The sequence below is a fragment of the Olivibacter sp. 47 genome (genome assembly GCF_030372825.1).
Taxonomy (GTDB): domain Bacteria; phylum Bacteroidota; class Bacteroidia; order Sphingobacteriales; family Sphingobacteriaceae; genus Olivibacter; species Olivibacter oleidegradans.
The window spans coordinates 5,727,252-5,748,335 of sequence record NZ_JAUCNR010000001.1 but is presented as its reverse complement, the minus strand read 5'-3'; the positions used below and the strand labels follow the sequence as shown (position 1 = coordinate 5,748,335).

Below are 21,084 nucleotides of genomic sequence, written 5' to 3'. Positions count from 1 at the left end.
TTATTTATTCATACCTTTGTATCCGGATAGCTATAACATACTATCCGGATTTTTTATTTTAAGACGGCCTAACATTAGTGGCAATAGAGGAATTTTGTAATTTAATCGAGGGGTATGGAAATTCAAGAAAACATAGTAAACAGGGTTGCAAACAGTGGTCTGCTAACCTTTGATTTAGCATCACTCAAATCAAAAGCTGAAGTAGCCGTTTACGATATAAAAGACAATTTATTTCAGGGACTTATTTTACGTGAAAAGGATTTTCGTGCCTTTGTAAAAGAAAACGACTGGTCTAAATACGCAGGTAAAAATGTGCTGATTACTTGCAGTGCAGATGCAATCGTTCCTACATGGGCCTATATGCTCCTGGCTAATAAATTGGAACCTTATGTAAATGAGCTTTTTTTCGGGGACAAAAAAACCTTTGAAGATATATTATTTGAGCGTGCCTTATCCAATCTGGACATAGAGCAGTTCAGAGACCAGCGAGTAGTAGTAAAGGGTTGCGGAGACATAAAAATTCCGGAATCGGCCTTCGTTACCTTTGCTTATAAGTTATCAAAAGTTGCCAAAAGTATTATGTACGGTGAGCCTTGTTCTACGGTTCCTATATTTAAACGAACGACATAAAGTATCGTCTAAGGCGTTGGTTAATGCTTAGCGATAAATAATTTATGATGAAGAAACTACTAGCGGTTATTATCTCAGTTACGTTTTCAGCCCATGTGTCCGCGCAGGTCTTACCCTATTTAAAAAAGGGCGTATTTCAACCGGGAGAAGAGCTGACTTATAAGCTTAAATATGGCTTTATTTCGGCAGCAGAAGGTGTATTAAAAGTCTTACCGTCTGATCTAACGTTTGATGGAAAACCAACATATCATTTAACCGCTGTTAGTAAGACTTCAAAGGCATTCAGTATCTTTTATAATATACGTGACCAATACGATTCGTATATTGATCAGAAAACATACCTTCCTTATTTCTTTAGCGAGGATATCAAAGAAGGTAAATATAGGAGAAACGATAAGATTCGATTTTATCAAGATAAAAAGAAGATTGAGGCAACGCGTGGCAATTTTACCGCTAAAGAATCGCAGACATTCGATTTGCTATCTGCCTATTATTTTTCGAGAACACTAGACTTATCGAATATAAAGGAGGGAGAATCATTTAAGCTCTCTTATTTTCTAAAAGACTCTTTAGCTTATCTCTACATTACCTATTTAGGTAAAGAAAATATAAAAACCCCTCTGGGAACATTTAGGTGCCTGCGATTTAGCCCATCATTGGAGCCGGGTCGTGTATTTAAAAAAGATAGTAAACTTCATCTTTGGGTAACGGATGATGATAACCGAATACCGGTAAAGGCACAAGTAGATATTTTAATAGGAGCGGTAACCTTGGAACTTACCGGCGCCAAAGGTTTAAAATATCCACTGAAAACAACTAAGTAACGACAAAAAGACATAAAAACGCCATTTTGTCGCAATATTAACGATATGATGATTGAAGTTAGTGACGTATTGGTTAATGAGGAGATCATTAAAGAACAATTTGTCTGTAATCTGAACAGATGTAAAGGAGCGTGTTGCGTGGAAGGCGATTCGGGCGCACCACTCGATCAGCACGAGTTGACTATACTTAAGGAGATTTATCCTGAAGTAAAACCCTTTATGACGGCTAAAGGAATTGAGACCATTGAAAGCACCGGAACACACGTGGTGGATGAAGACGGTGATTTGACAACGCCATGTGTTGACGGAAATAAGGAATGTGCATACGTGACCTGGGAAAATGGTATTACAAAATGTGCGATTGAGATCGCCTATCAAAAAGGTCTTATACATTGGAAGAAGCCCATTTCCTGCCACCTATACCCCATTCGTATTACGAAATATCCGGAATTTGACGTCCTAAACTATGATCGTTGGCATATCTGTCATGACGCTTGTTCCTATGGAAGGGAGTTAAAGGTTCCTGTTTATAGCTTTCTGAAAGAACCATTAATCAGGAAATACGGAGAAGAATGGTATAAAGAACTGGAGGAAGCAGCAAAATCCCCACATATTTAATGGCTTTGTAAGTTTTTCATATTAATCTTGTTTTTTAAGTTTTCTTTAACATTTTTTAACAGAAATGACAAGCCAAAAATTTGGCTTTAAGCACCAAATGGTATTACTTTTGAAAGAGTCAAATCAAAGTTTGCAGACTTGACTAAAACAAACAGGAGAGCGAAGGACTTTTACTAGGGGTCCAAATTTTTATCGAATTTTCCTTGAACGAAAAAAAGCAACATCCCGGTAATAAGTCATCAAGCTCCGCATAATGGTACAAACCGCTAAAAAATAAAATAGAAAATGAAGAAAATAGGATTGACACTACTAACAGCCCTTATTGGTGGAGCGGTGGCTGTTGGAGGTTACAAATTGTTGGAGAAGAAACAAATTAGCCAAATGTCGTTTGAAGAGCGGCAACAACTTCACTATGCGAATAACCCAAGTAACATAGCAGCTTCAACCGGTAATCTTGATTTCACGCAAGCGGCCGCAGCAGTTACTCCCGCAGTCGTTCACATTAAAACAGAATATGAGCAATCGGGTCGATCGGGCGGTGATCCTTTTCAGGATATGTTTGAGGAATTTTTTGGCGCACCGAGAGGACGTCAGCGTCAAGCGCAGCCGGCAAGGGCTTCAGGTTCCGGGGTAATCATTTCCAATGACGGTTATATCGTAACGAATAATCACGTGGTGGAAGGAGCTGATAAAATCACCGTTGAACTTACCAATAAAAAGGTTTATGATGCCAAAATCATTGGCCGCGACCCGAATACTGATTTGGCATTAATCAAAGTTAATGCAACAAATCTCCCAATTGTTAAATTAGGTAATTCAGATAATGTAAATATTGGCGAGTGGGTTTTAGCTGTGGGCTATCCTTTAGGTTTACAATCGACCGTTACAGCGGGTATCGTCAGTGCGAAAGGTCGCGCCATCGGTATATTAGCTGATCAACAGAGACAAGAACTTTACCAGCAGTGGCAGCAAAATGGCGCAGATCCGAATAATATACCGGCGAGCTCTGCAGTCGAATCGTTTATTCAAACCGATGCAGTGATCAATAAAGGAAATAGTGGCGGTGCACTGGTAAATGCCAACGGCGAGTTAATTGGTATAAATGCTGCCATTATGTCGCAGAGTGGCTACTATGCCGGTTACGGTTTTGCCATACCGGTTAACCTGGTTAAAAAGATTGCCGATGACTTTGTAAAATATGGAAGCGTAAAACGCGGCTATGTAGGCGTAACCTTCCAAGAGCTCAATACCGAAGTAGCGAAAGAATTGGGTGTTGCCGAAATTAATGGTCTTTACATCAATAGTGTAGTGCCAAATGGAGGCGGTGCCGCAGCAGGTTTGAAAAAAGGTGATATCATCACTAAAATTGACGGAAATGTAATCTACTCAAGTCCAGACCTACAAGAGCGTGTAGCAAGACTACGCCCTGGTGATAAAGTTAAGTTGACGTACAAACGCGATGGAAAGGAAAAAGAAGTAGTTGTAACCTTGAAAGGAGATGACTCCATTAAGTCAGATAAAGAAGGCAAGAGTGGTAGTAACCGTAGTACCGCTGAACTTTACAACAAGCTAGGCGCAGGCTTCATTCCAGCAAATGCACAATTGAAAAAGAAGTTCAACATTTCTTCGGGTGTTGTCGTATCTGAAGTGAGGAGAGACGGTTTATTTGCCGAATACAATGTTCCAAAAGGATTTATCATTACAGCGATCAATGGTAAACCGGTTAATAATGTGGATGATGTCGAAAGCGCATTAGCATATGGCAAGAATGACATGATTCAGCTTAGCGGTGTTACGCAAGACGGGGCTCGTTATACGTCGACATTCCCTTTAAAATAACATAGTATATATAACCTTTAAACAGAAAGGGTTCTTCGCAAGAAGAGCCCTTTTTTGTTATACGACATCCAGGATCAGCGTCTTCTGCCAATCATCGAACCTCCTGGACTTGTTTATTTCAAATTAATTATATAAAGCCTTCTTCTTCAACTCGTTTAAGCTTGATTTCAAAAAAAAGACCGAGGATCGCCTCAAAAAGAGACATACAAAATCGGTTATAAAATTGTGTAAAAATGGTCAAAAATTAGAACCATTCTAAATTGCGTAAATAGATAGCCATTATTATGTCATTATTAAATCAAATAAATAGCTTTGCCTACCATTAATAAAATTAACACACAAAATGAGTAGTTTTAATCAAGCATTAACTTCCACATTAGGGAAAAAACTAATCATGGCCTTAACAGGTTTGTTCTTATGTACATTCCTGATAGTACACCTGATTGGTAATCTCCAATTATTTAAGGATGATGCAGGCAAGGCTTTTAATGACTATGCCTACTTCATGACACACTTTCCTCCCATTAAGGCAGTGTCCTATCTATTGTATGCGTCTATTATAATCCATGCTATCTATGCCTTATTATTGACCTTACATAATAAGAAAGCTCGTCCTGTTGGTTATGCAAGTTATGCGGGTAATAAAAACAGTACTTGGAATTCGAGAAACATGGGTATTTTAGGGACCGTGCTTTTGGTTTTCATCGCAACTCACATGGCCAATTTTTGGTGGAAATTCCATAACGATGAAGTGCCTTATATAGAGTATCGCACCAATTTAAATACGCTAGAAACACAGGTTACGGAGCTAAATGCATCAGATTTTACAGATTATCAAAAGTTTACTGAAAACGGAGAAGAGGTGACGAAAGCGCGCGATTTATATAAGCAGGTAGAATATGCCTTCCAAAACCCGGTTCTAGTTGCTTTTTATGTACTGGCAATGGCGGCCTTATCTTTTCACTTAATTCATGGTTTTAACAGTGCCTTCCAATCACTGGGTTTCGATCATAAAAAGTATGTGCCGATTGTGCGCTTTCTTGCAGTATGGCTGTTTGGCGTTATTATTCCGATAGCCTTTGCTGCTATGCCATTGTATTTTTTCTTTTGTAAATAAAATTCACTTTCCCGGTTCGCCGGAATTGTGATAAAAATAGAATAAAGATGATGTTAGATTCTAAAATACCAGAAGGCCCATTAGCCGAAAAATGGTCAAAACATAAATTCAATCTTAAGTTAGTTAACCCTGCTAATAAACGTAAGTTTACCATCATTGTAGTTGGAACAGGATTAGCAGGAGCTTCTGCTGCGGCATCGCTTGCCGAGCTAGGCTATAATGTAAAAACATTCTGTTATCAGGACAGCCCCCGTCGTGCGCACTCCATTGCCGCACAGGGCGGTATAAACGCTGCTAAAAATTATCAAAATGATGGCGATAGTGTATATCGCTTATTTTACGATACCATTAAAGGAGGCGATTATAGAGCCCGTGAAGCCAATGTATATCGCTTGGCTGAGGTTTCGGTCAATATAATCGACCAATGTGTAGCACAAGGCGTTCCATTTGCCCGGGAATACGGCGGCTTGTTAGACAACCGTTCTTTTGGTGGAGCACAGGTTTCCCGTACTTTTTATGCTCGCGGTCAAACGGGGCAACAACTTTTACTGGGCGCCTATTCTGCACTGAACCGCCAAATTAATGCCGGCAAAGTACAATCCTATACTCGTCATGAGATGTTGGACGTGGTAATGATTGACGGACATGCGAAAGGCATTGTTACCCGTGATTTAAAAACGGGTAAAATCGAGTCGCATGAAGGGCATGCGGTTCTATTGTGTACCGGCGGATATGGCAACGTTTTCTTCTTATCTACAAATGCCATGGGATGTAACGTAACTGCTGCCTGGAGAGCGCACAAACGTGGTGCTTTCTTTGCGAATCCTTGTTACACGCAGATTCACCCGACCTGTATTCCTGTAACTGGCGACCACCAATCGAAGTTAACTTTGATGTCCGAGTCATTACGTAATGACGGTAGAGTTTGGGTGCCTAAAACAGTTGAATTAGCAGAGAAGCTCAGAAAAGGACAGTTAAAGCCGTCGGACATTAAAGAGGACGATAGAGATTACTTCTTGGAGCGGAAATATCCGTCCTTCGGTAACCTGGTTCCCCGTGATGTGGCTTCCAGAAATGCTAAAATGATGTGCGATGAGGGAAGAGGCGTCGGCAAAACCGGACTAGCGGTATTTCTTGATTTTGCAGAGGCCATCCAACGGATGGGCGAAGATACGGTACGCGCTAAATACGGCAACCTCTTTGATATGTACTATCAGATTACGGATGAAAATCCATACAAACAACCTATGCGTATTTATCCGGCTGTACACTACACCATGGGGGGATTATGGGTTGACTATAATCTGATGACCAGTATCCCTGGTCTATATGCTTTGGGTGAATGTAATTTCTCTGACCACGGAGCAAACCGGTTGGGTGCTTCTGCACTCATGCAGGGTTTGGCCGATGGTTACTTTGTAATTCCATATACTGTAGGTGATTACCTAACCAGCTTGGGAAGCTTTGCTCCGGTTGACAAAAATCATCCTGCTTTTGAAACTACCCGGAAAGAAGTAGAAGAGAAGGTCAAAAAACTTCTTAGCCTTAAGGGATCGAAAACCGTAGATGACATTCATAAGAAGCTTGGCCACATTATGTGGGAATACTGCGGTATGGCTAGAAATGAAGAAGGGTTGAAAAAAGCAAAAGTAATGATTCAAGAACTTCGAAAGGAATTTTGGAGTGATGTCACCGTCTTAGGAGAGAACGAAGAGCTAAATCTGTCATTGGAAAAAGCCGGTCGCGTAGCCGATTTCTTAGAACTTGGCGAATTAATGGTTGATGATGCCTTAAATCGCAGTGAATCTTGCGGCGGCCATTTCCGCGAGGAAAGCGCTACCCCGGAAGGTGAAGCAAAGCGGGACGATGACAATTTCGCTTATGTAGCAGCATGGCAGTATAACGGTGATAATCAACCGGAAACACTTCACAAAGAAGCACTCGTATTTGAGAATGTGAAGTTGACCCAAAGAAGTTATAAATAATTTAACCACTCAAATATATAAAGCATCATGAGTGAAGAAAGAACAATGAATTTAACGCTAAAAGTTTGGCGATCAAAAAAATGAAAATACAAAAGGTAAATTTGTTACAATACAAGCAATGGTATTTCCTCGGATATGTCATTTTTAGAAATGCTTGATGTTGTAAACGAAGACCTGACAAGAAAGGGAGAAGATCCCATATATTTTGATCACGATTGCCGTGAAGGTATCTGCGGCATGTGTTCGCTGCATATTAACGGGCAGCCACATGGTCCTAAGCAAGGAACAACCACCTGTCAATTACATATGCGCAGCTTCCACGATGGACAAACTATCGTCATTGAACCTTGGAGAGCTGCGGCTTTTCCGGTAATCAAGGACTTAGCGGTTGACCGTACGGCTTTTGACCGCATTCAACAGGCAGGTGGATATGTATCCGTGAACACCGGTGGCGTTCCTGACGGAAACGCTATTCCAATTCCCAAACCAAAGGCGGATGAAGCTTTTGAATCAGCTACCTGTATTGGATGTGGAGCATGCGTCGCGGCTTGTAAGAATGCCTCTGCCATGTTATTTGTTTCGGCGAAAATATCACAATATGCACTATTGCCGCAAGGACAGGCAGAACGTTACCAAAGAGCACAGGCTATGGTAGAGCAAATGGATAAAGAAGGTTTTGGTGCCTGTACCGTTACAAAGGCTTGTGAAGCAGAATGTCCGGTGGGCATTAAGTTGACAAATATTGCGAGAATGAATAGAGATTACTTTAATGCGAAGTTCTTTAAAGAAAAAACTGCTCATTCATAAAACCGTTTTACACTAACTAAGCAAAAAAAGCGGTTCCTCTTTTGGAGGATACCGCTTTTTTCATTCTATTAGTTTAGATTATTAAAGACTTGAAGCTTTCTGCTTAGATGTTTCGTTTTGTTTCTGAGTAGCTAAATTTAATCGGATTGGAAGATTATACATAACTCGAACAGCCTGCCCGTTTTTCTGCCCGGGGGACCATTTGGGTGAGTGACTTAACAAATCGAGAGCAGCTTGCCCTGTTCCATAACCCAAATCTTCAACTACTTTAATATTATTCAAACTTCCGTCTTTTTCTATTATATACGACACTAAAACCGTCCCTGAAATACCTTTCTCTTTCGCTTCCATAGAGTACTTAAAATTCTCTCCGATCCACTTGTAAAAGGCATTTATCCCACCCGGAAAAGTTGGCTGCACATCTAAATCATTAAAATCAGCAATATTTTCCCAGGTACTGTCTTGCTGGTTACTCAATAATTTATTTTTATTAGTAGAAGAACCGTAACCAACAATAATAATTTCTTCTAGGTTTTCATATCCCACCAACTTAGTCGAAGAATATTTCCCCTTAGATTGACTATTTCCTTCCTTACCATCATATTCCATTCTAAAACTCACACGAAGTATATTCTTTCCTGTCGGCGTTTCATTCATTACCGCTGGCAATTTCAATACACGCAAAACCTCCATCTCCTGTCCATAGCCTATCGTATTCAGAACCTTCGCTTCGATCGAACTATTATTCTTTTCGAAGGCAATTTCTACACTTCCTTCTGCATTATTGGTTTTAGCTTCTGGTAAATACCTTATATTACTGCCAACTAACTTGTAAAAGTTACCTCCCACTGGAGCTCCAAGAGCAAAGTCGGTTAAACGCTTGGTCTTATCACTCACTTTTGCTGATGAAAATATTAACATAGCAGCAAACAATGGCACAGCCAAAACATATTTTAGCAATGCGGGTCTTTTTGATTTGTCTTTTAAAAGCATAACAATCCTATTTTTTATAAACGATTGATTCAAAAAATTATTCGTTAAGACGGATGATGATACCGAAAAGGTACGGCTAATCAGCAACTCGGCATAAGCAATTTTATCTGCGTGACTCGCATTTATTTTTTCGTCAGCAATATACTCATGTGTCAACTTGAGTGAACTTGCCAAAAAATAAATTACAGGGTTAAACCAATTGAAAATTTTAATCAACTCAACGAAGAGCACGTCCAGCGTATGCCACTCCTGCACATGTACTAACTCGTGCGCCATCACTTTCGCGCTGCCCTCCTGCTTCGTATCTACCTTAATGGTACGCATGAAAGAATAGGCGTCTCCACGATTGTTTGCCTGCAATCGCTTTATTAATCGTCTCGTTTTCCTGATAAGCAGCAGTCCTTGCGCCAGTACACCTCCCATATACAAGTAAATCCATAGAGGTATATTTATCCCTCTAAAAGGGCTAGCTGTATCCCGACTTACTCCTATATCAACGGTTACTGCATCTAAACTTGATCTAGCAACAAAAACCGTTGATGATCCAAAAGCGTTCTGTAACCACTCCAAGTGAACCATTGGCAGAATAAACGATAAGGCGGTGGTCGCCACCAAATAAATTCTATTCAACTGAAAAAATGTCTCTCTCGCTAGGAAAAACCTATAAAAGCCGTAAAACAGGGTTAAATAGATGTTGGCTATAATCAGATAGTTCATCATAATTAGTATTATAAGGTGTACACTTTACTTCTTTTTCGCTTTTTCCAGCAGTCTTAATAGCTCATCCGTTTCCTTTACATCCAGCTTATGCTCTTGTAAAAAAAACGACAGCATACTGCGAGGTGAATTATCAAAATACCCAGATAACAATTTGCCCGTCGCAAACTCTTTATAGGCATCCTTGCTCACCTTGGCAAAGTAACGGTGACTTTTCCCAAAACTTTCATGATCAACAAAACCTTTGGCTTCAAGAATGCGAATGATTGTAGATACGGTATTGTATGCAGGTTTGGGTTCGTCCATTTGCTCAATGATATCCTTCACAAAAGCTTTACCCAGCTTCCAAAGCTCTTGCATAACCTGCTCTTCAGCGCGTGTTAATTCTTTGATTTCCATATATTTTCCGGTTAATAACACAAACTTAAAACTAAATATTTAGTTTTACAACTATTTTCTTAGTTATTTTAAAATAAAAAAAACGCCCTATTAAATGGGCGTCCATAAAAATATATGATGGGGAAAATCTTACAACCTTTTCTCCTTAAAAAACAGTTCCGCTATCTTAACCGAATCAGAAAAGAAGAGCCCTCACGTTTAAATATTTAGGGATCGTAACAAAGGAGGCATTTAAATCTGCGGATCTTTGTATGACTTCTGTATTGACATGCGTACATATCACCAAAGCTGCTATTAATATCGGTATCAATAACAGCAAGAATGGAGAAATATTCGATAAAAGCGTTTTCATATTTTTAGGAGTTAAGGTGTTCATTTTTTTTCTTAATTATTATGATACAAATAAACGAGTGTTTTCTTTTTTAATAAAGTTTTTTAGACTAACGCTTTATATTTCTAGACAAACAGGAGATTCATTACATCGGCTGTATTAGCAAGTTCATCGCTTAAGCGGGGCCGTTAGTATATCAAGAGTACCTAAATTGCCACATAAAAGATATATTTGTTACCTTGTAAGCAGCTATAAAAGCATAATATAAAAATAAGAGCGCTTAGCCTACATGAAGAGAAGTCACATCCTTTACCATATACTCGTTTGGCTTATTTTAGCCACCCTATTATTTTTGGCAAATGACAATAAGAACAGTCTTCCGCATTTAATCTTTTACAGTCTGTTCACGGTATTTAATGTTGGAATCTTTTATTTTACTTATTTCTTTACTGCCTCTTATTTTATTGGAAACAAGCGTTACCTTTCGGGCTTTATTATCTCCACTTGCTGCTTATTTGTTTGCGCGCTCATTAAGTTGACAATCGCCGTCTATAATGAACCTATTCTTATGCGTTACGGTGACCATATGGAACGAACCTTAACCAAAGCAGAATACTTTACTTCAGCCATTATAATCACCCTGTTTTTTATGCTACTAGGTTATGCCTTTCGGCTGGCGACAAATTCCTATCAAATGGAACAGGCAAGGAAAACACTAGAAACGGAAAAACTGAACGCAGAGCTGGCTTTTTTAAAGACGCAGATTAACCCACACTTTCTTTTCAACTCGCTCAATAATATTTATTCACTTGCCTACCAAAAATCAGATAAAGCACCGGAAGCCATATTGAGATTATCCGAAATTATGCGTTATATGCTATATGAAAGCAATGACGAGAAGGTGTCCTTAGAAGAAGAGATAAATTACCTGGAAAATTATATAGAACTCCAAAAACTTCGGGTTAAGGAACAAGTGTATCTGGATCTTCATATCAACATCGACAATTATCAGCACCGCATCATGCCGCTGTTAGTAATTTCCTTTCTTGAAAATGTTTTCAAGCATGGCGTTGCAACAGACAAGGAACATCCGATTAGAATCACCGTTGAAGTTCAGAATAGTCGCCTGCACTTCAAAGCGCAGAACAAGAAGAACAAGCTAAATAAAGATAAGTCCGGAGGAATTGGCCTGACCAATCTAAAAAGGCGGTTGGAGCTTGGGTATCCCGACAAGCATAGCTTCATTGTACACGATAACGAAGATTATTACAGCAGCGAATTATTTGTATATTTATAAAGCAAATTCATAAACCATGATACGATGTTTAGTAGTTGATGACGAACCTTTGGCATTAGATATTATAGCAGATTATATTCAAAAAGTACCGGAGCTTACCTTATCAGCAACAACCACCAATGCCATCGAGGGTTTAGGCTTGGTACAACAAGGGGCAATTGATCTGGTCTTCCTGGACATACAAATGCCGGAATTAACCGGCATCCAATTTTTAAAAATCATAAATGGAAAATGTGATGTAATTCTCACCACGGCTTACCCTCAATATGCGCTCGAAGGCTACGAGCTGAACGTCACTGACTATTTACTAAAACCCATTGCCTTTGATAGGTTTTATAAATCCATTCAGAAAGTCATTAGTCAAAAGATTCATTTTTCTCCAAAAAACTCCTCGGTTGATCAATCACAGAATCATAATAAAAACAGTGAGTTTATATTCGTAAAAACAGAGCATAAGATTCAACGTGTCGACTATGATGACATTTATTACATCGAAGGGCTCAAAGATTATATCTCGATTTATACTTCCAGTGAACGGATAATAACCCTTCAAAATATGAAAAAGATGGAAGAAACGCTTCCCGAGGAGCGATTCGTCCGCGTTCATAAGTCATACATCGTAGCTTTGGAAAAAATTGAGAGTATAGAACGTGGCCGGATCTCGTTAAAAGAAAAGTTGATTCCAATAGGAGATACCTACCGGGATTCCTTCTTTAAACGCATCGGCGAAAAACATGGTTAAAAGTTCAATTATTCAAGGGCTCCGCAGAGGCTAGGTGGACCTTCGGCTTTCCAATAATATGATAGTTACCTTTTCCCGAAAGCACGTTATTATAAACCAACATATCGGTCGCGGCTAAGATCTGTTGAGCCTTTTTTGTAGCGTCGTCTTTCGTTAATGCTACACGATACCTACCTTTCTGAAAATAGTACCGCGACGCAATCTCTTCTTCAAGCTGTCCCTTTATATATTCTTTATAAAGTACTAAGTCTCGATTTTTGTGCGACCTTATCTTTTGCGCAAGGACTTTCAATTCGTCTGCAACCTGCTCGCTCCGACTTTCCTTTTCCAGCTCTGACCGCAAGTATTGAAGAGCCTTTTCCGAACGTGTACTGTAGGTGAAATTATGGGCCGATAGATACGTCAAAAAGTCGCTATAATCTTCATCCGACAGCCGAAACGACTGAAGGTCTTTTAGCGAACTATGTTTATGATAATACTGATTGGCATAACCGGAAATTAAAAATTTATTTTTCAACTCCTGTACAATCATACTTTGGGCTTGTTCATTTATTTCAATATCAGGCGATATACCGTCACCATTATATACTTTTCTTCCATTTACCGTACTAAACTCCGTGATTAAACTATCATTAATCTTTATCGCCTTGCCCCGGTTATCCTTGTGCGCATAGTCGAGCGCTTGAATGCATCTGCCTGAGGGTGTATAATACTTTGCTACCGTTACTTTTACTAAATTATTATAAGGCAAACGATAGGTTTGTTGCACGAGTCCTTTCCCGAAACTCTTTTTTCCTATAACTACCGCACGATCCAAATCTTGCAACGCACCCGCCACTATTTCAGAGGCAGAAGCCGAGCGCTCATTGATCAATACAACTAAAGGTAATTGAAGGGCTAAAGGAGCTTGCTTCGTGATATAAGTAAATCGGTTATCCCCTTGTCTTCCTTGTTGAAAAACTACTTCCTGTCCTTGCCGAACAAAAAAATTTACAATCTTCACCGATTCCTGCAGTATTCCCCCTCCGTTATCACGTAAATCCAGCACAAGCCCCTTTAATGGAGCTGTTCGCCTCATTTCAAGAATCGCTTTGCGAACTTCATCCGCAGCGCCGGTTAGGAACTTATCCAGTTTTATATAACCTATATTTCCGGGCAGTGTAGTCGAATAGCTCACATTAGGCTGTATGATGTTCTGACGGGTAACTTTGATATTTTCCAGGGTTCCGGTCAGGTTCTTTTTGATGCCCAGTTCAATTACGGTCCCTTCTTCCCCCTTTAATAGATGACTAACATCTTCCGAAGTCATTCCTTTAACCGCCTGGCCGTTGATACGTATAATTTCGTCTCCCACCTCCAACCCTGCTTTATGGGCAGGATAGGCCTCAAATATTTCGGCAATTTGAATACTTTTATCTTCTAAACTTACAATCTTGGCACCCAATCCTGCATATTGTGTGTTTATATACCTAAGACGAAAATCATCTAAGTCTGATTCAGGCACGAATTCGGTGTAGGGATCCAATTCTTCCAGCATGGCATTGATTCCCTTTTTCATTAAGAGATTTGGATTTACATCCTCGACATAAGTCATACTGACTTGTCGGTAAAGAGCTGAGAAGATCTCAAGATTTTTTCCAATCTCAAAGAAATCATCTTTAACGAACGTGAAAGCCATGAACAAGACTCCAACTACAAGTCCTACTAACAGCTTAACGATGTGACTACGTTTGGTTAATCTTTTCATCAGCTTGCATTTTATTGATAGAGGATCAATGCCCAAAAATCAAGCTCTTGAGGCATTACTATAAGCATAATCTGTACAAAGAATCTGACGTAGATTGGCGGGTAATAACTCACGAACTATACTAAAGCCTATTGCTCGATAAATCCGCTAGCCCCTTCTTTAATGTAAACAAGATATATTCCGGTTTTCTTTTCACCCGTGTTGACAACCTATTGACGAGATCTTCTTCTTGCCCCGCCCGATAGTCAAGGTCCTCGTCAGTCAGGTGATTATATTTTCGCTTAATCTTTTCCCGGAGAACCTTCCAATCAGCTTCATTTAACGTAAAAGACATCATATATTCTGGTTTTAAACAAACTTAAAACAAAATTTCACTAAATCAAACAGGTAACACATATATCCGGGCCTGTAACCCTCAAAAAACGATTTTAGGCTCGAAATTTGTGGAATCAGGTATCGGTATAGTTAACAGATGCTAAAACTTTACCATACATGCTATTAACAATTAAAAACGAGTATGAACATGAAAAAAACACTTTTATCTATTTGTATACTGATTAGTACAGTGACAATTGCTTCGGCTCAATTACTTCCTACTTTTCAGCTTGGTATTAAAGGAGGGTTAAATTTTTCTTCCTTAAGAACAGACGGGAACTGGTTTGACAAAAGCAGCCGCACCGGTTATCAAGCGGGCCTTTGGGCGCGTATTGGCGGCGCAGGCTTTCATTTTCAACCGGAGCTTTACGTAACAGGAAAAAATGCGGAGGCAAAGGTAAATGAAGGGGACGCTGAAGTAAAAATGGATTTTACAAGCTTAGATTTACCCCTATTACTAGGTACTCGAATCGGACTAGGCCCCATCGCTGCCCGTGTACAAGTAGGTCCGGTAGTCTCCTTTATAATTGATAAAGACAATTCGGTTTTTGACAGATTAGGCGAGGTTGGTAAAACCGGATCTTATAAAAACCAAGCGATTGCTCTAACCGGTGGTGTAGGTGTAGACATCATGCGGCTTAGAGCTGATTTGCGCTACGAACATGGCTTAAGTAACTTAACTAAAGATGGTGCAGAATCGCAAAAAATAAACGTATGGACTATCGGTATTGGCTATAGGTTATTTTAATTTTAGCAAAAAAGAGCAGTGTCTCTCCGCACTGCTCTTTACTTCTTATTTTCAGGAGGGTATACACCTAGTTTGGTTTGCATAATAATAGCAATACTGTTCGCTCTGAATTTCGCTTCTTCTGCACGTTCGCCACTAAACAACTCGTTTACGGTATTTTCCCATATATCAAGCCATCTATCAAAATGGGCTGGTTTAAACGCGGAAAGATAATTTAAGTTCATATGCTTAAAAAGCATCCCCCCTTTATAGGCTCCTGTTTGAAATAAAATATTTTCCCAGAAAGATACAATCGTGGGAATATGTTCATCCCAATTTATCGGAACTACCGAAGTAAAATAATGCCCTATTAGCGTATCTTTTGTAGCTCGCTCATAAAATAAGCGAACTAAGTGTTCAATATCCCGTCTATCCTGTATATCATTCATTTCTCTATCTCATAAGCGCTGGTTAAACTAGCTAGACAAAGATACGCATAATAAAAAAAGGCCACCAAGAATATGGTAGCCTTCCGTCAGATACTAAAACAAACAGTACATACTTCTAAAGTACTTTACCGTTATCTTAACTTTACTATTTTGATTTGGTATCTCAAAAGCAAAGTCATTTGTATATTTAAACCTTTGATAGGTTTCACAAATTGTCAATTTAATTGTCTATTGAGGCCTCCCCCGATGGACATTAACAATGACTTTCATACGCTCTCTTATCTTGCTGTGCCATTGTTTCACTATTCTGTATAGAAATAGCGTGCCAAAAAAAGAAAGGGGCCGCAATGCACCTAAGAGTTCATTTTTCTATCGCTCATCTTCGCCATAGGCACACAAAGTGTGGAAAAAAATCCACATTTTGGTAATTGAATTTCGGGTGACGCGTAACATCGGTTATCGAAAAATCCTGCGATGATTTAAAGTCGCTTCTTAAGGCCCGTATTATTTAGCATTAATACGGAACCATTCCTGCATTCATACCGTCGTATATGTTATCTTTGCAATATATGAATGCATCAGAAATAAACAATCGCTGGCGTGTATTGCAAAAATATACGGCCGATCATTTTGATACAGAGGTTCCCGATATAAAAGTTTTTTTGTTTCTAATAGGCGTACAGGAGCTGGGTAAGGGACCACAAAAATTCTCCAAAAGGCAGAAGGAAGAATTAATGCATATTGCAACCTGCCGATTATTTAGCGAAATGGGTTTCTATGAACTGGAAGGCGTCGACCAAGATGGGTGGCCACATTGGAAATTGATTAAGTCAATTCCCAATTACACCCTTTTAGAACAGGAACTCATTCTAAAGTCGCTCATTATTGATTATTTTGAAGAACATATCCCAAACTCTACAAATACTAAAACGCTATAATCTATCCGCTATTCTATATGAAGAAAACAGTTCTCTTCTTGTCTTTATCACTTCTTAGCTTATTTACATTCGCTGCAAAACCTGAATATACCTATGCGCGTATTTCAGTAAATGGCACAGCATGCATTGTAAGGCTCTATAATGAAACCCCTAAGCACCGCGATAACTTCATTAAGCTTGTAAAAGAAGGCTTCTATAATGGTACTCTTTTCCATCGGGTAATAAAAGACTTCATGATTCAAGGAGGTGATCCCGATTCTAAAAATGCACCACAAGGGACGCTTTTGGGAGAAGGAGACCTGGATTATAAAATTCCGGCAGAGTTCAATGATAGTCTCTTTCATAAGAAAGGGGCTCTTGCCGCCGCTCGAGATAATAACCCCGACAAATCATCCAGTGCAGCACAATTTTACCTCGTCCAAGGTAAAAAGTACAGTCCTAAAGAACTGGACCGTTTAGAGCAGTTGAAACTGGAAGGTCGGAAAATCCCACCCTACCAACGTAATGTTTATGAGACAATAGGAGGGACTCCCTTTCTTGATCATAACTATACCGTTTTTGGCGAAACCGTAAAGGGCTTGTCTTTAATTGATAGCATAGCTGCATTGCCCACAGACAGCAATGACCGACCACTCCAAAACGTTACGATGGAGGTGAGCATTCTTACCCCTTTGGCAACCAGAAAATTGGAAGCAGAGCTGAAGGGAGTGCCGTATAAGCCAAACATTTTCAGACGATTTTTAGATTTGTTCGCAAAATAACAGCGATTCTTATCGAATAAGATCGCCTAATTTCCGGTACATTACAAGACAGAACAAAAGAACTACTCTAGATTGATGAAAATAATAACGTATAACGTCAACGGTATTCGTGCCGCCATGCGTAAGGATTGGATAAATTGGTTAAAAGAATCGGACGCGGATATCGTTTGTCTGCAAGAGATTAAAGCTTCACCCGATCAGCTTATTGATTTATTATTGATCGAAGGACTTGGTTATGAACATTACTGGTTCCCTGCAGAGAAAAAGGGTTATAGTGGAACAGCCATTTTAACAAAACGTAGTCCGAAACATGTTGAATATGGTTGTGGCATTGAGGCCTATGACAAGGAAGGAAGGATCATCCGTGCAGATTTTGAAGAATTGTCCATAATAAGTGCTTATTTTCCATCCGGCTCTAGCGGCGATGCCCGACAAGATTTTAAGTATCAATTTCTGGACGATTTTCGCCGTTATAGCGATAAATTGTTAACAGAGTTCCCCAGCCTTGTCATTTCCGGCGACTATAATATTTGTCATCGCGCAATAGACATCCACAATCCCAAATCAAATGCCAATAGTTCCGGCTTCTTACCCGAAGAACGGGCTTGGATGGAAAGCTTCATTAATAGCGGGTATATAGACACCTTTAGACACCTCCATCCGGAGCCTCATCAATACACCTGGTGGAGCTATCGTGCAAATGCACGGGCTAAAAATCTCGGTTGGCGAATTGATTACAACATGGCCAGCCGCGCTTTAGAAGGCCGTATCAAACAGGCTGCTATTTTAACAGATGCGCTACATTCCGATCACTGCCCCGTATTTTTGGAATTAGATTGCTAAAAAATCGTTCTGTCGTTCATTAATGACAGCCTTTAACTGGTATGATCAGCAACGATTAACCATTTACCTCCTATTTTTTTAAATAGGAGCGTAAAGGTACCTCCAAGATCATCGTTCAGCCGTTTTAAATGCCATTTACCCAATACGAAATAGCTCGTTGGAGATAAGCGGTCAAACCGCAAAAGATTAAAAGCTAATGTTCCCATGGCGTTCCGGTCCGGATAAGTTTTCTTATATCTGTCAAAGGCTCCTTGCCAGCCATAAATAGGTCCCGCCTTGCTAACAAAAAGCAAGCTATCGCTTTTCCAATAGCCCTCCATAAACCGTGGGATATCTCCAACATTCCACGCCTGTTCTTGCCTCTGCAATACGTTTTTAATGGCCGATACCTCCTTTTCTTGTGCGAACAGGCCTGCTGATAGGGAGATCAGTACTAGAAAAAATAAACTTTTTTTCATCCTATTATTGTCTTTTATTCATTTTTTGCTTGTTTTTATGCTGCATTCGGCGGTTAATGGCTAATAAACCGGGATGTAAATAATTTTTTTTAAACGGGAACGCTTCATATCAAGCGTTTTCCGGTGCTCAATATAGATATTACTGCTGAATGTTTATAATAACGCCTTAAGAAGAATTTTCCAACAAATAAACCAAAGGGATTTCTATTCTTTAAAAAATATTTTATACTTTTGAAACAAAAGCTTTAGGGGTGTCCCATTATTGGGGCTGAGAGTTACCCTCACAACCTGCTCAGGATAATGCCTGCGAAGGGAAAAGTAGACAAGTCTTCTCATACCGTTCCGGTTGACTTCTAAAGCATCAAATTTTTTGCAATATGGAAGTCAACATTAATCATCAGACATTTTTTGTAAATGGCCAGCATCTTATCGCTGCCTTGGAGAGTTATGGACTAACGCAAACAAAAGGTGTTGCCATTGCCGTAAATGAGCACGTTGTTCCCAAGTCTAGTTGGGAAAGCTTTCAGATCCATCCGGGAGATCATATAACGATCATTACCGCAGCACAAGGCGGATAACGCGTTTACAAGAAAAATTACCCATAAAATCTTTTCAAATGAAAACAGAAAAACTGCCTTCGGCGCAAACTATCAGCAGAACTCCTTTTCCAGGTTCCAGAAAAATCTATGTGCAAGGCGCTTTGCATAATGTTCAGGTGCCAATGCGCGAAATATCATTGAGCGTAACGACCGATCGCTTTCGGAATATAACAGAAGAAAACCGCCCTGTCACCGTTTACGATACAAGCGGGCCTTATACCGATCCGAATGTAGCTATTAATGTGCGACAAGGTTTACCGAAATTAAGGAATCCCTGGATTGAAGAGCGAGGTGACACCGTTCGACTGAACGACATTAGCTCGGCATATGGCAAATCCCGACTGAGTAACCCAGCGCTTGATTATTTACGTTTTGAGCATTCGACATCCCCCAGAAGGGCTAAGGATGGAGCGAATGTCTCTCAAATGCATTATGCCAAAAAAGGTATGATAACCCCTGAAATGGAATTTATAGCCGTACGTGAAAACATGCGCCTGGAAGAACTTTATGAGAAGGACAATAGTTTATGGCAACAGCACAAAGGGCAGAATTTTGGCGCACATATATACCAGGGATTTATAACACCGGAGTTTGTTCGGTCGGAGATCGCGCGCGGACGGGCGGTCTTACCAAATAATATTAATCATCCTGAAACCGAGCCCATGATTATCGGTCGGAATTTTTTGGTTAAGATCAATGCGAATATAGGCAACTCAGCCGTAACATCCAGCATCGAAGAAGAAGTAGAAAAAATGGTTTGGGCTATTCGATGGGGCGCTGATACGGTAATGGATTTATCAACCGGTAAGAATATACACGAGACCCGTGAATGGATTATTCGAAATTCGCCTGTGCCTATTGGAACGGTGCCTATTTACCAAGCGCTTGAAAAAGTAAATGGCAAGGCGGAGGAATTAACTTGGGAGCTTTTTAAAGACACTTTAATTGAACAGGCGGAACAAGGTGTTGACTACTTTACCATTCATGCGGGTGTGCGTCTTCCCTATGTACCTTTAACGGCCAAGCGGACAACAGGCATTGTTTCACGTGGAGGATCCATTATGGCTAAATGGTGTTTAGCCCACCATCAGGAAAATTTCCTTTACACGCATTTTGAAGAGATCTGCGAAATCATGAAAGCCTACGATGTTTGCTTCTCGCTGGGCGACGGTTTACGTCCCGGGTCTATAGCAGATGCCAATGATGCGGCACAATTTGCCGAATTGGAAACATTAGGAGAATTAACACAAATCGCATGGAAACATGACGTTCAAACCATGATCGAAGGCCCGGGCCATGTGCCCATGCACATGATTAAAGAAAATATGGATAAACAGTTAAGGGAATGCGGCGAGGCCCCTTTTTATACCCTTGGCCCGCTTACAACAGATATAGCACCCGGATACGACCATATTACATCGGGTATTGGAGCAGCTATGATCGGCTGGTTTGGCACTTCGATGCTCTGTTATGTAACCCCGAAAGAGCACTTAGGACTGCCTAATAAAAAGGACGTAAAAGACGGTGTTATCACCTACAAAATTGCTGCTCATGCCGCAGATCTTGCAAAAGGTCATCCCGGAGCACAGTATCGCGACAATGCCATGAGCAAGGCCCGTTTCGAATTTAGGTGGGAAGACCAGTTCAATCTTGCGCTTGACCCGGATACTGCAAGGGAATATCATGATGAAACCTTGCCGGCGGAAGGTGCTAAAACAGCACATTTTTGCAGTATGTGCGGCCCAAATTTTTGCAGCATGAAAATCACACAAGATGTTAGGCAATTTGCTGCAGAACAGGGAATAAACCCGGAAGAGGCGCTTGATAAAGGGCTCCATGAAAAAGCAAAGGAGTTTCGCCAAAATAACTTTGAACTTTATTCTTGACA

At 40.1% G+C, this 21,084-nt stretch carries 20 protein-coding genes, 1 pseudogene and 1 riboswitch; of the genes and pseudogenes, 15 read left to right on the top strand and 6 right to left on the bottom strand.

The genetic code is table 11. The features are described 5' to 3' along the window. Positions 1 to 114: 114 nt before the first annotated feature. The 7 genes and pseudogenes from QT327_RS24920 to QT327_RS24890 all read left to right on the top strand — a co-directional run bounded on the left by QT327_RS24920 (position 115) and on the right by QT327_RS24890 (position 7,820). Positions 115 to 630: a DUF2480 family protein gene (locus QT327_RS24920; protein WP_013664700.1), complete on the top strand. Its 516-nt coding sequence runs from the start codon at positions 115 to 117 to the stop codon at positions 628 to 630. Between the two features lie 47 nt (positions 631 to 677). After that, complete coding sequence (locus QT327_RS24915) at positions 678 to 1,454, top strand: DUF3108 domain-containing protein (protein WP_289554462.1); 777 nt, start codon at positions 678 to 680, stop codon at positions 1,452 to 1,454. A gap of 48 nt (positions 1,455 to 1,502) precedes the next feature. Further along, entirely contained in the window at positions 1,503 to 2,072 is a 570-nt protein-coding gene (locus QT327_RS24910) for a DUF3109 family protein (RefSeq protein ID WP_130855138.1), read from the top strand. A gap of 285 nt (positions 2,073 to 2,357) precedes the next feature. Beyond that, on the top strand, positions 2,358 to 3,911 hold the full coding sequence (locus tag QT327_RS24905; protein ID WP_013664697.1) for a Do family serine endopeptidase: 1,554 nt from the start codon (positions 2,358 to 2,360) through the stop codon (positions 3,909 to 3,911). Between the two features lie 343 nt (positions 3,912 to 4,254). Beyond that, positions 4,255 to 5,028: a succinate dehydrogenase cytochrome b subunit gene (locus QT327_RS24900; RefSeq protein ID WP_130854573.1), complete on the top strand. Its 774-nt coding sequence runs from the start codon at positions 4,255 to 4,257 to the stop codon at positions 5,026 to 5,028. Between the two features lie 47 nt (positions 5,029 to 5,075). Then, entirely contained in the window at positions 5,076 to 7,013 is a 1,938-nt protein-coding gene (locus QT327_RS24895) for a fumarate reductase/succinate dehydrogenase flavoprotein subunit (protein WP_013664695.1), read from the top strand. 27 nt (positions 7,014 to 7,040) lie between these two features. Continuing rightward, positions 7,041 to 7,820 (top strand): annotated as a pseudogene (locus tag QT327_RS24890) (succinate dehydrogenase/fumarate reductase iron-sulfur subunit). Between the two features lie 81 nt (positions 7,821 to 7,901). Here QT327_RS24890 and QT327_RS24885 read toward each other — a convergent pair. Both QT327_RS24885 and QT327_RS24880 read right to left on the bottom strand, forming a co-directional pair. Then, positions 7,902 to 9,533 (bottom strand): M56 family metallopeptidase, encoded by a 1,632-nt coding sequence (locus QT327_RS24885; protein ID WP_130854574.1) that lies wholly within the window; start codon positions 9,531 to 9,533, stop codon positions 7,902 to 7,904. A 24-nt stretch (positions 9,534 to 9,557) separates the two neighbouring features. Beyond that, the gene (locus QT327_RS24880; RefSeq protein WP_130854575.1) at positions 9,558 to 9,929 is read right to left on the bottom strand and encodes a BlaI/MecI/CopY family transcriptional regulator; all 372 of its coding nucleotides are present in this window, start codon (positions 9,927 to 9,929) and stop codon (positions 9,558 to 9,560) included. 620 nt (positions 9,930 to 10,549) lie between these two features. Between QT327_RS24880 and QT327_RS24875 the strand changes: the two genes are divergently transcribed. Together QT327_RS24875 and QT327_RS24870 are read left to right on the top strand one after the other, a co-directional pair. After that, positions 10,550 to 11,557 carry a sensor histidine kinase gene (locus tag QT327_RS24875; protein WP_013664690.1) on the top strand — a complete coding sequence of 336 codons (1,008 nt, stop codon included), beginning with the start codon at positions 10,550 to 10,552 and terminating at the stop codon, positions 11,555 to 11,557. Positions 11,558 to 11,573: 16 nt separating this feature from the next. Continuing rightward, on the top strand, positions 11,574 to 12,299 hold the full coding sequence (locus QT327_RS24870) for a LytR/AlgR family response regulator transcription factor (RefSeq protein WP_013664689.1): 726 nt from the start codon (positions 11,574 to 11,576) through the stop codon (positions 12,297 to 12,299). A gap of 4 nt (positions 12,300 to 12,303) precedes the next feature. Here QT327_RS24870 and QT327_RS24865 read toward each other — a convergent pair whose 3' ends face one another. Further along, complete coding sequence (locus QT327_RS24865) at positions 12,304 to 14,046, bottom strand: S41 family peptidase (RefSeq protein WP_130854576.1); 1,743 nt, start codon at positions 14,044 to 14,046, stop codon at positions 12,304 to 12,306. Positions 14,047 to 14,167: 121 nt separating this feature from the next. Further along, positions 14,168 to 14,383 carry a hypothetical protein gene (locus tag QT327_RS24860; RefSeq protein ID WP_013664687.1) on the bottom strand — a complete coding sequence of 72 codons (216 nt, stop codon included), beginning with the start codon at positions 14,381 to 14,383 and terminating at the stop codon, positions 14,168 to 14,170. 186 nt (positions 14,384 to 14,569) lie between these two features. On the opposite strand from QT327_RS24860, the gene QT327_RS24855 reads away from it, so the two are divergent. Then, on the top strand, positions 14,570 to 15,169 hold the full coding sequence (locus QT327_RS24855; protein ID WP_041388020.1) for a porin family protein: 600 nt from the start codon (positions 14,570 to 14,572) through the stop codon (positions 15,167 to 15,169). A 38-nt stretch (positions 15,170 to 15,207) separates the two neighbouring features. On the opposite strand, the gene QT327_RS24850 is transcribed toward QT327_RS24855, so the two are convergent. Then, positions 15,208 to 15,597, bottom strand: coding sequence for a group III truncated hemoglobin (locus QT327_RS24850; protein WP_013664685.1), 390 nt, complete (start codon positions 15,595 to 15,597; stop codon positions 15,208 to 15,210). A 569-nt stretch (positions 15,598 to 16,166) separates the two neighbouring features. On the opposite strand from QT327_RS24850, the gene QT327_RS24845 reads away from it, so the two are divergent. The 3 genes from QT327_RS24845 to QT327_RS24835 all read left to right on the top strand — a co-directional run bounded on the left by QT327_RS24845 (position 16,167) and on the right by QT327_RS24835 (position 18,139). Next, positions 16,167 to 16,535 (top strand): hypothetical protein, encoded by a 369-nt coding sequence (locus QT327_RS24845; protein WP_041387158.1) that lies wholly within the window; start codon positions 16,167 to 16,169, stop codon positions 16,533 to 16,535. Positions 16,536 to 16,552: 17 nt separating this feature from the next. After that, positions 16,553 to 17,296 (top strand): peptidylprolyl isomerase, encoded by a 744-nt coding sequence (locus tag QT327_RS24840; protein WP_130854579.1) that lies wholly within the window; start codon positions 16,553 to 16,555, stop codon positions 17,294 to 17,296. A 75-nt stretch (positions 17,297 to 17,371) separates the two neighbouring features. Continuing rightward, positions 17,372 to 18,139 (top strand): exodeoxyribonuclease III, encoded by a 768-nt coding sequence (locus QT327_RS24835; RefSeq protein WP_013664681.1) that lies wholly within the window; start codon positions 17,372 to 17,374, stop codon positions 18,137 to 18,139. Between the two features lie 32 nt (positions 18,140 to 18,171). Here QT327_RS24835 and QT327_RS24830 read toward each other — a convergent pair whose 3' ends face one another. Next, positions 18,172 to 18,597: a YybH family protein gene (locus QT327_RS24830; protein WP_130854580.1), complete on the bottom strand. Its 426-nt coding sequence runs from the start codon at positions 18,595 to 18,597 to the stop codon at positions 18,172 to 18,174. A gap of 237 nt (positions 18,598 to 18,834) precedes the next feature. Further along, positions 18,835 to 18,929, top strand: a riboswitch (TPP riboswitch). Positions 18,930 to 18,974: 45 nt separating this feature from the next. On the opposite strand from QT327_RS24830, the gene thiS reads away from it, so the two are divergent. After that, complete coding sequence (gene thiS / locus QT327_RS24825) at positions 18,975 to 19,175, top strand: sulfur carrier protein ThiS (RefSeq protein ID WP_130854581.1); 201 nt, start codon at positions 18,975 to 18,977, stop codon at positions 19,173 to 19,175. Between the two features lie 38 nt (positions 19,176 to 19,213). After that, a complete protein-coding gene (thiC, locus tag QT327_RS24820) occupies positions 19,214 to 21,082 on the top strand; it encodes a phosphomethylpyrimidine synthase ThiC (RefSeq protein ID WP_130854582.1) in 1,869 nt (622 codons plus the stop codon). The last annotated feature ends 2 nt before the right edge of the window (positions 21,083 to 21,084 follow it).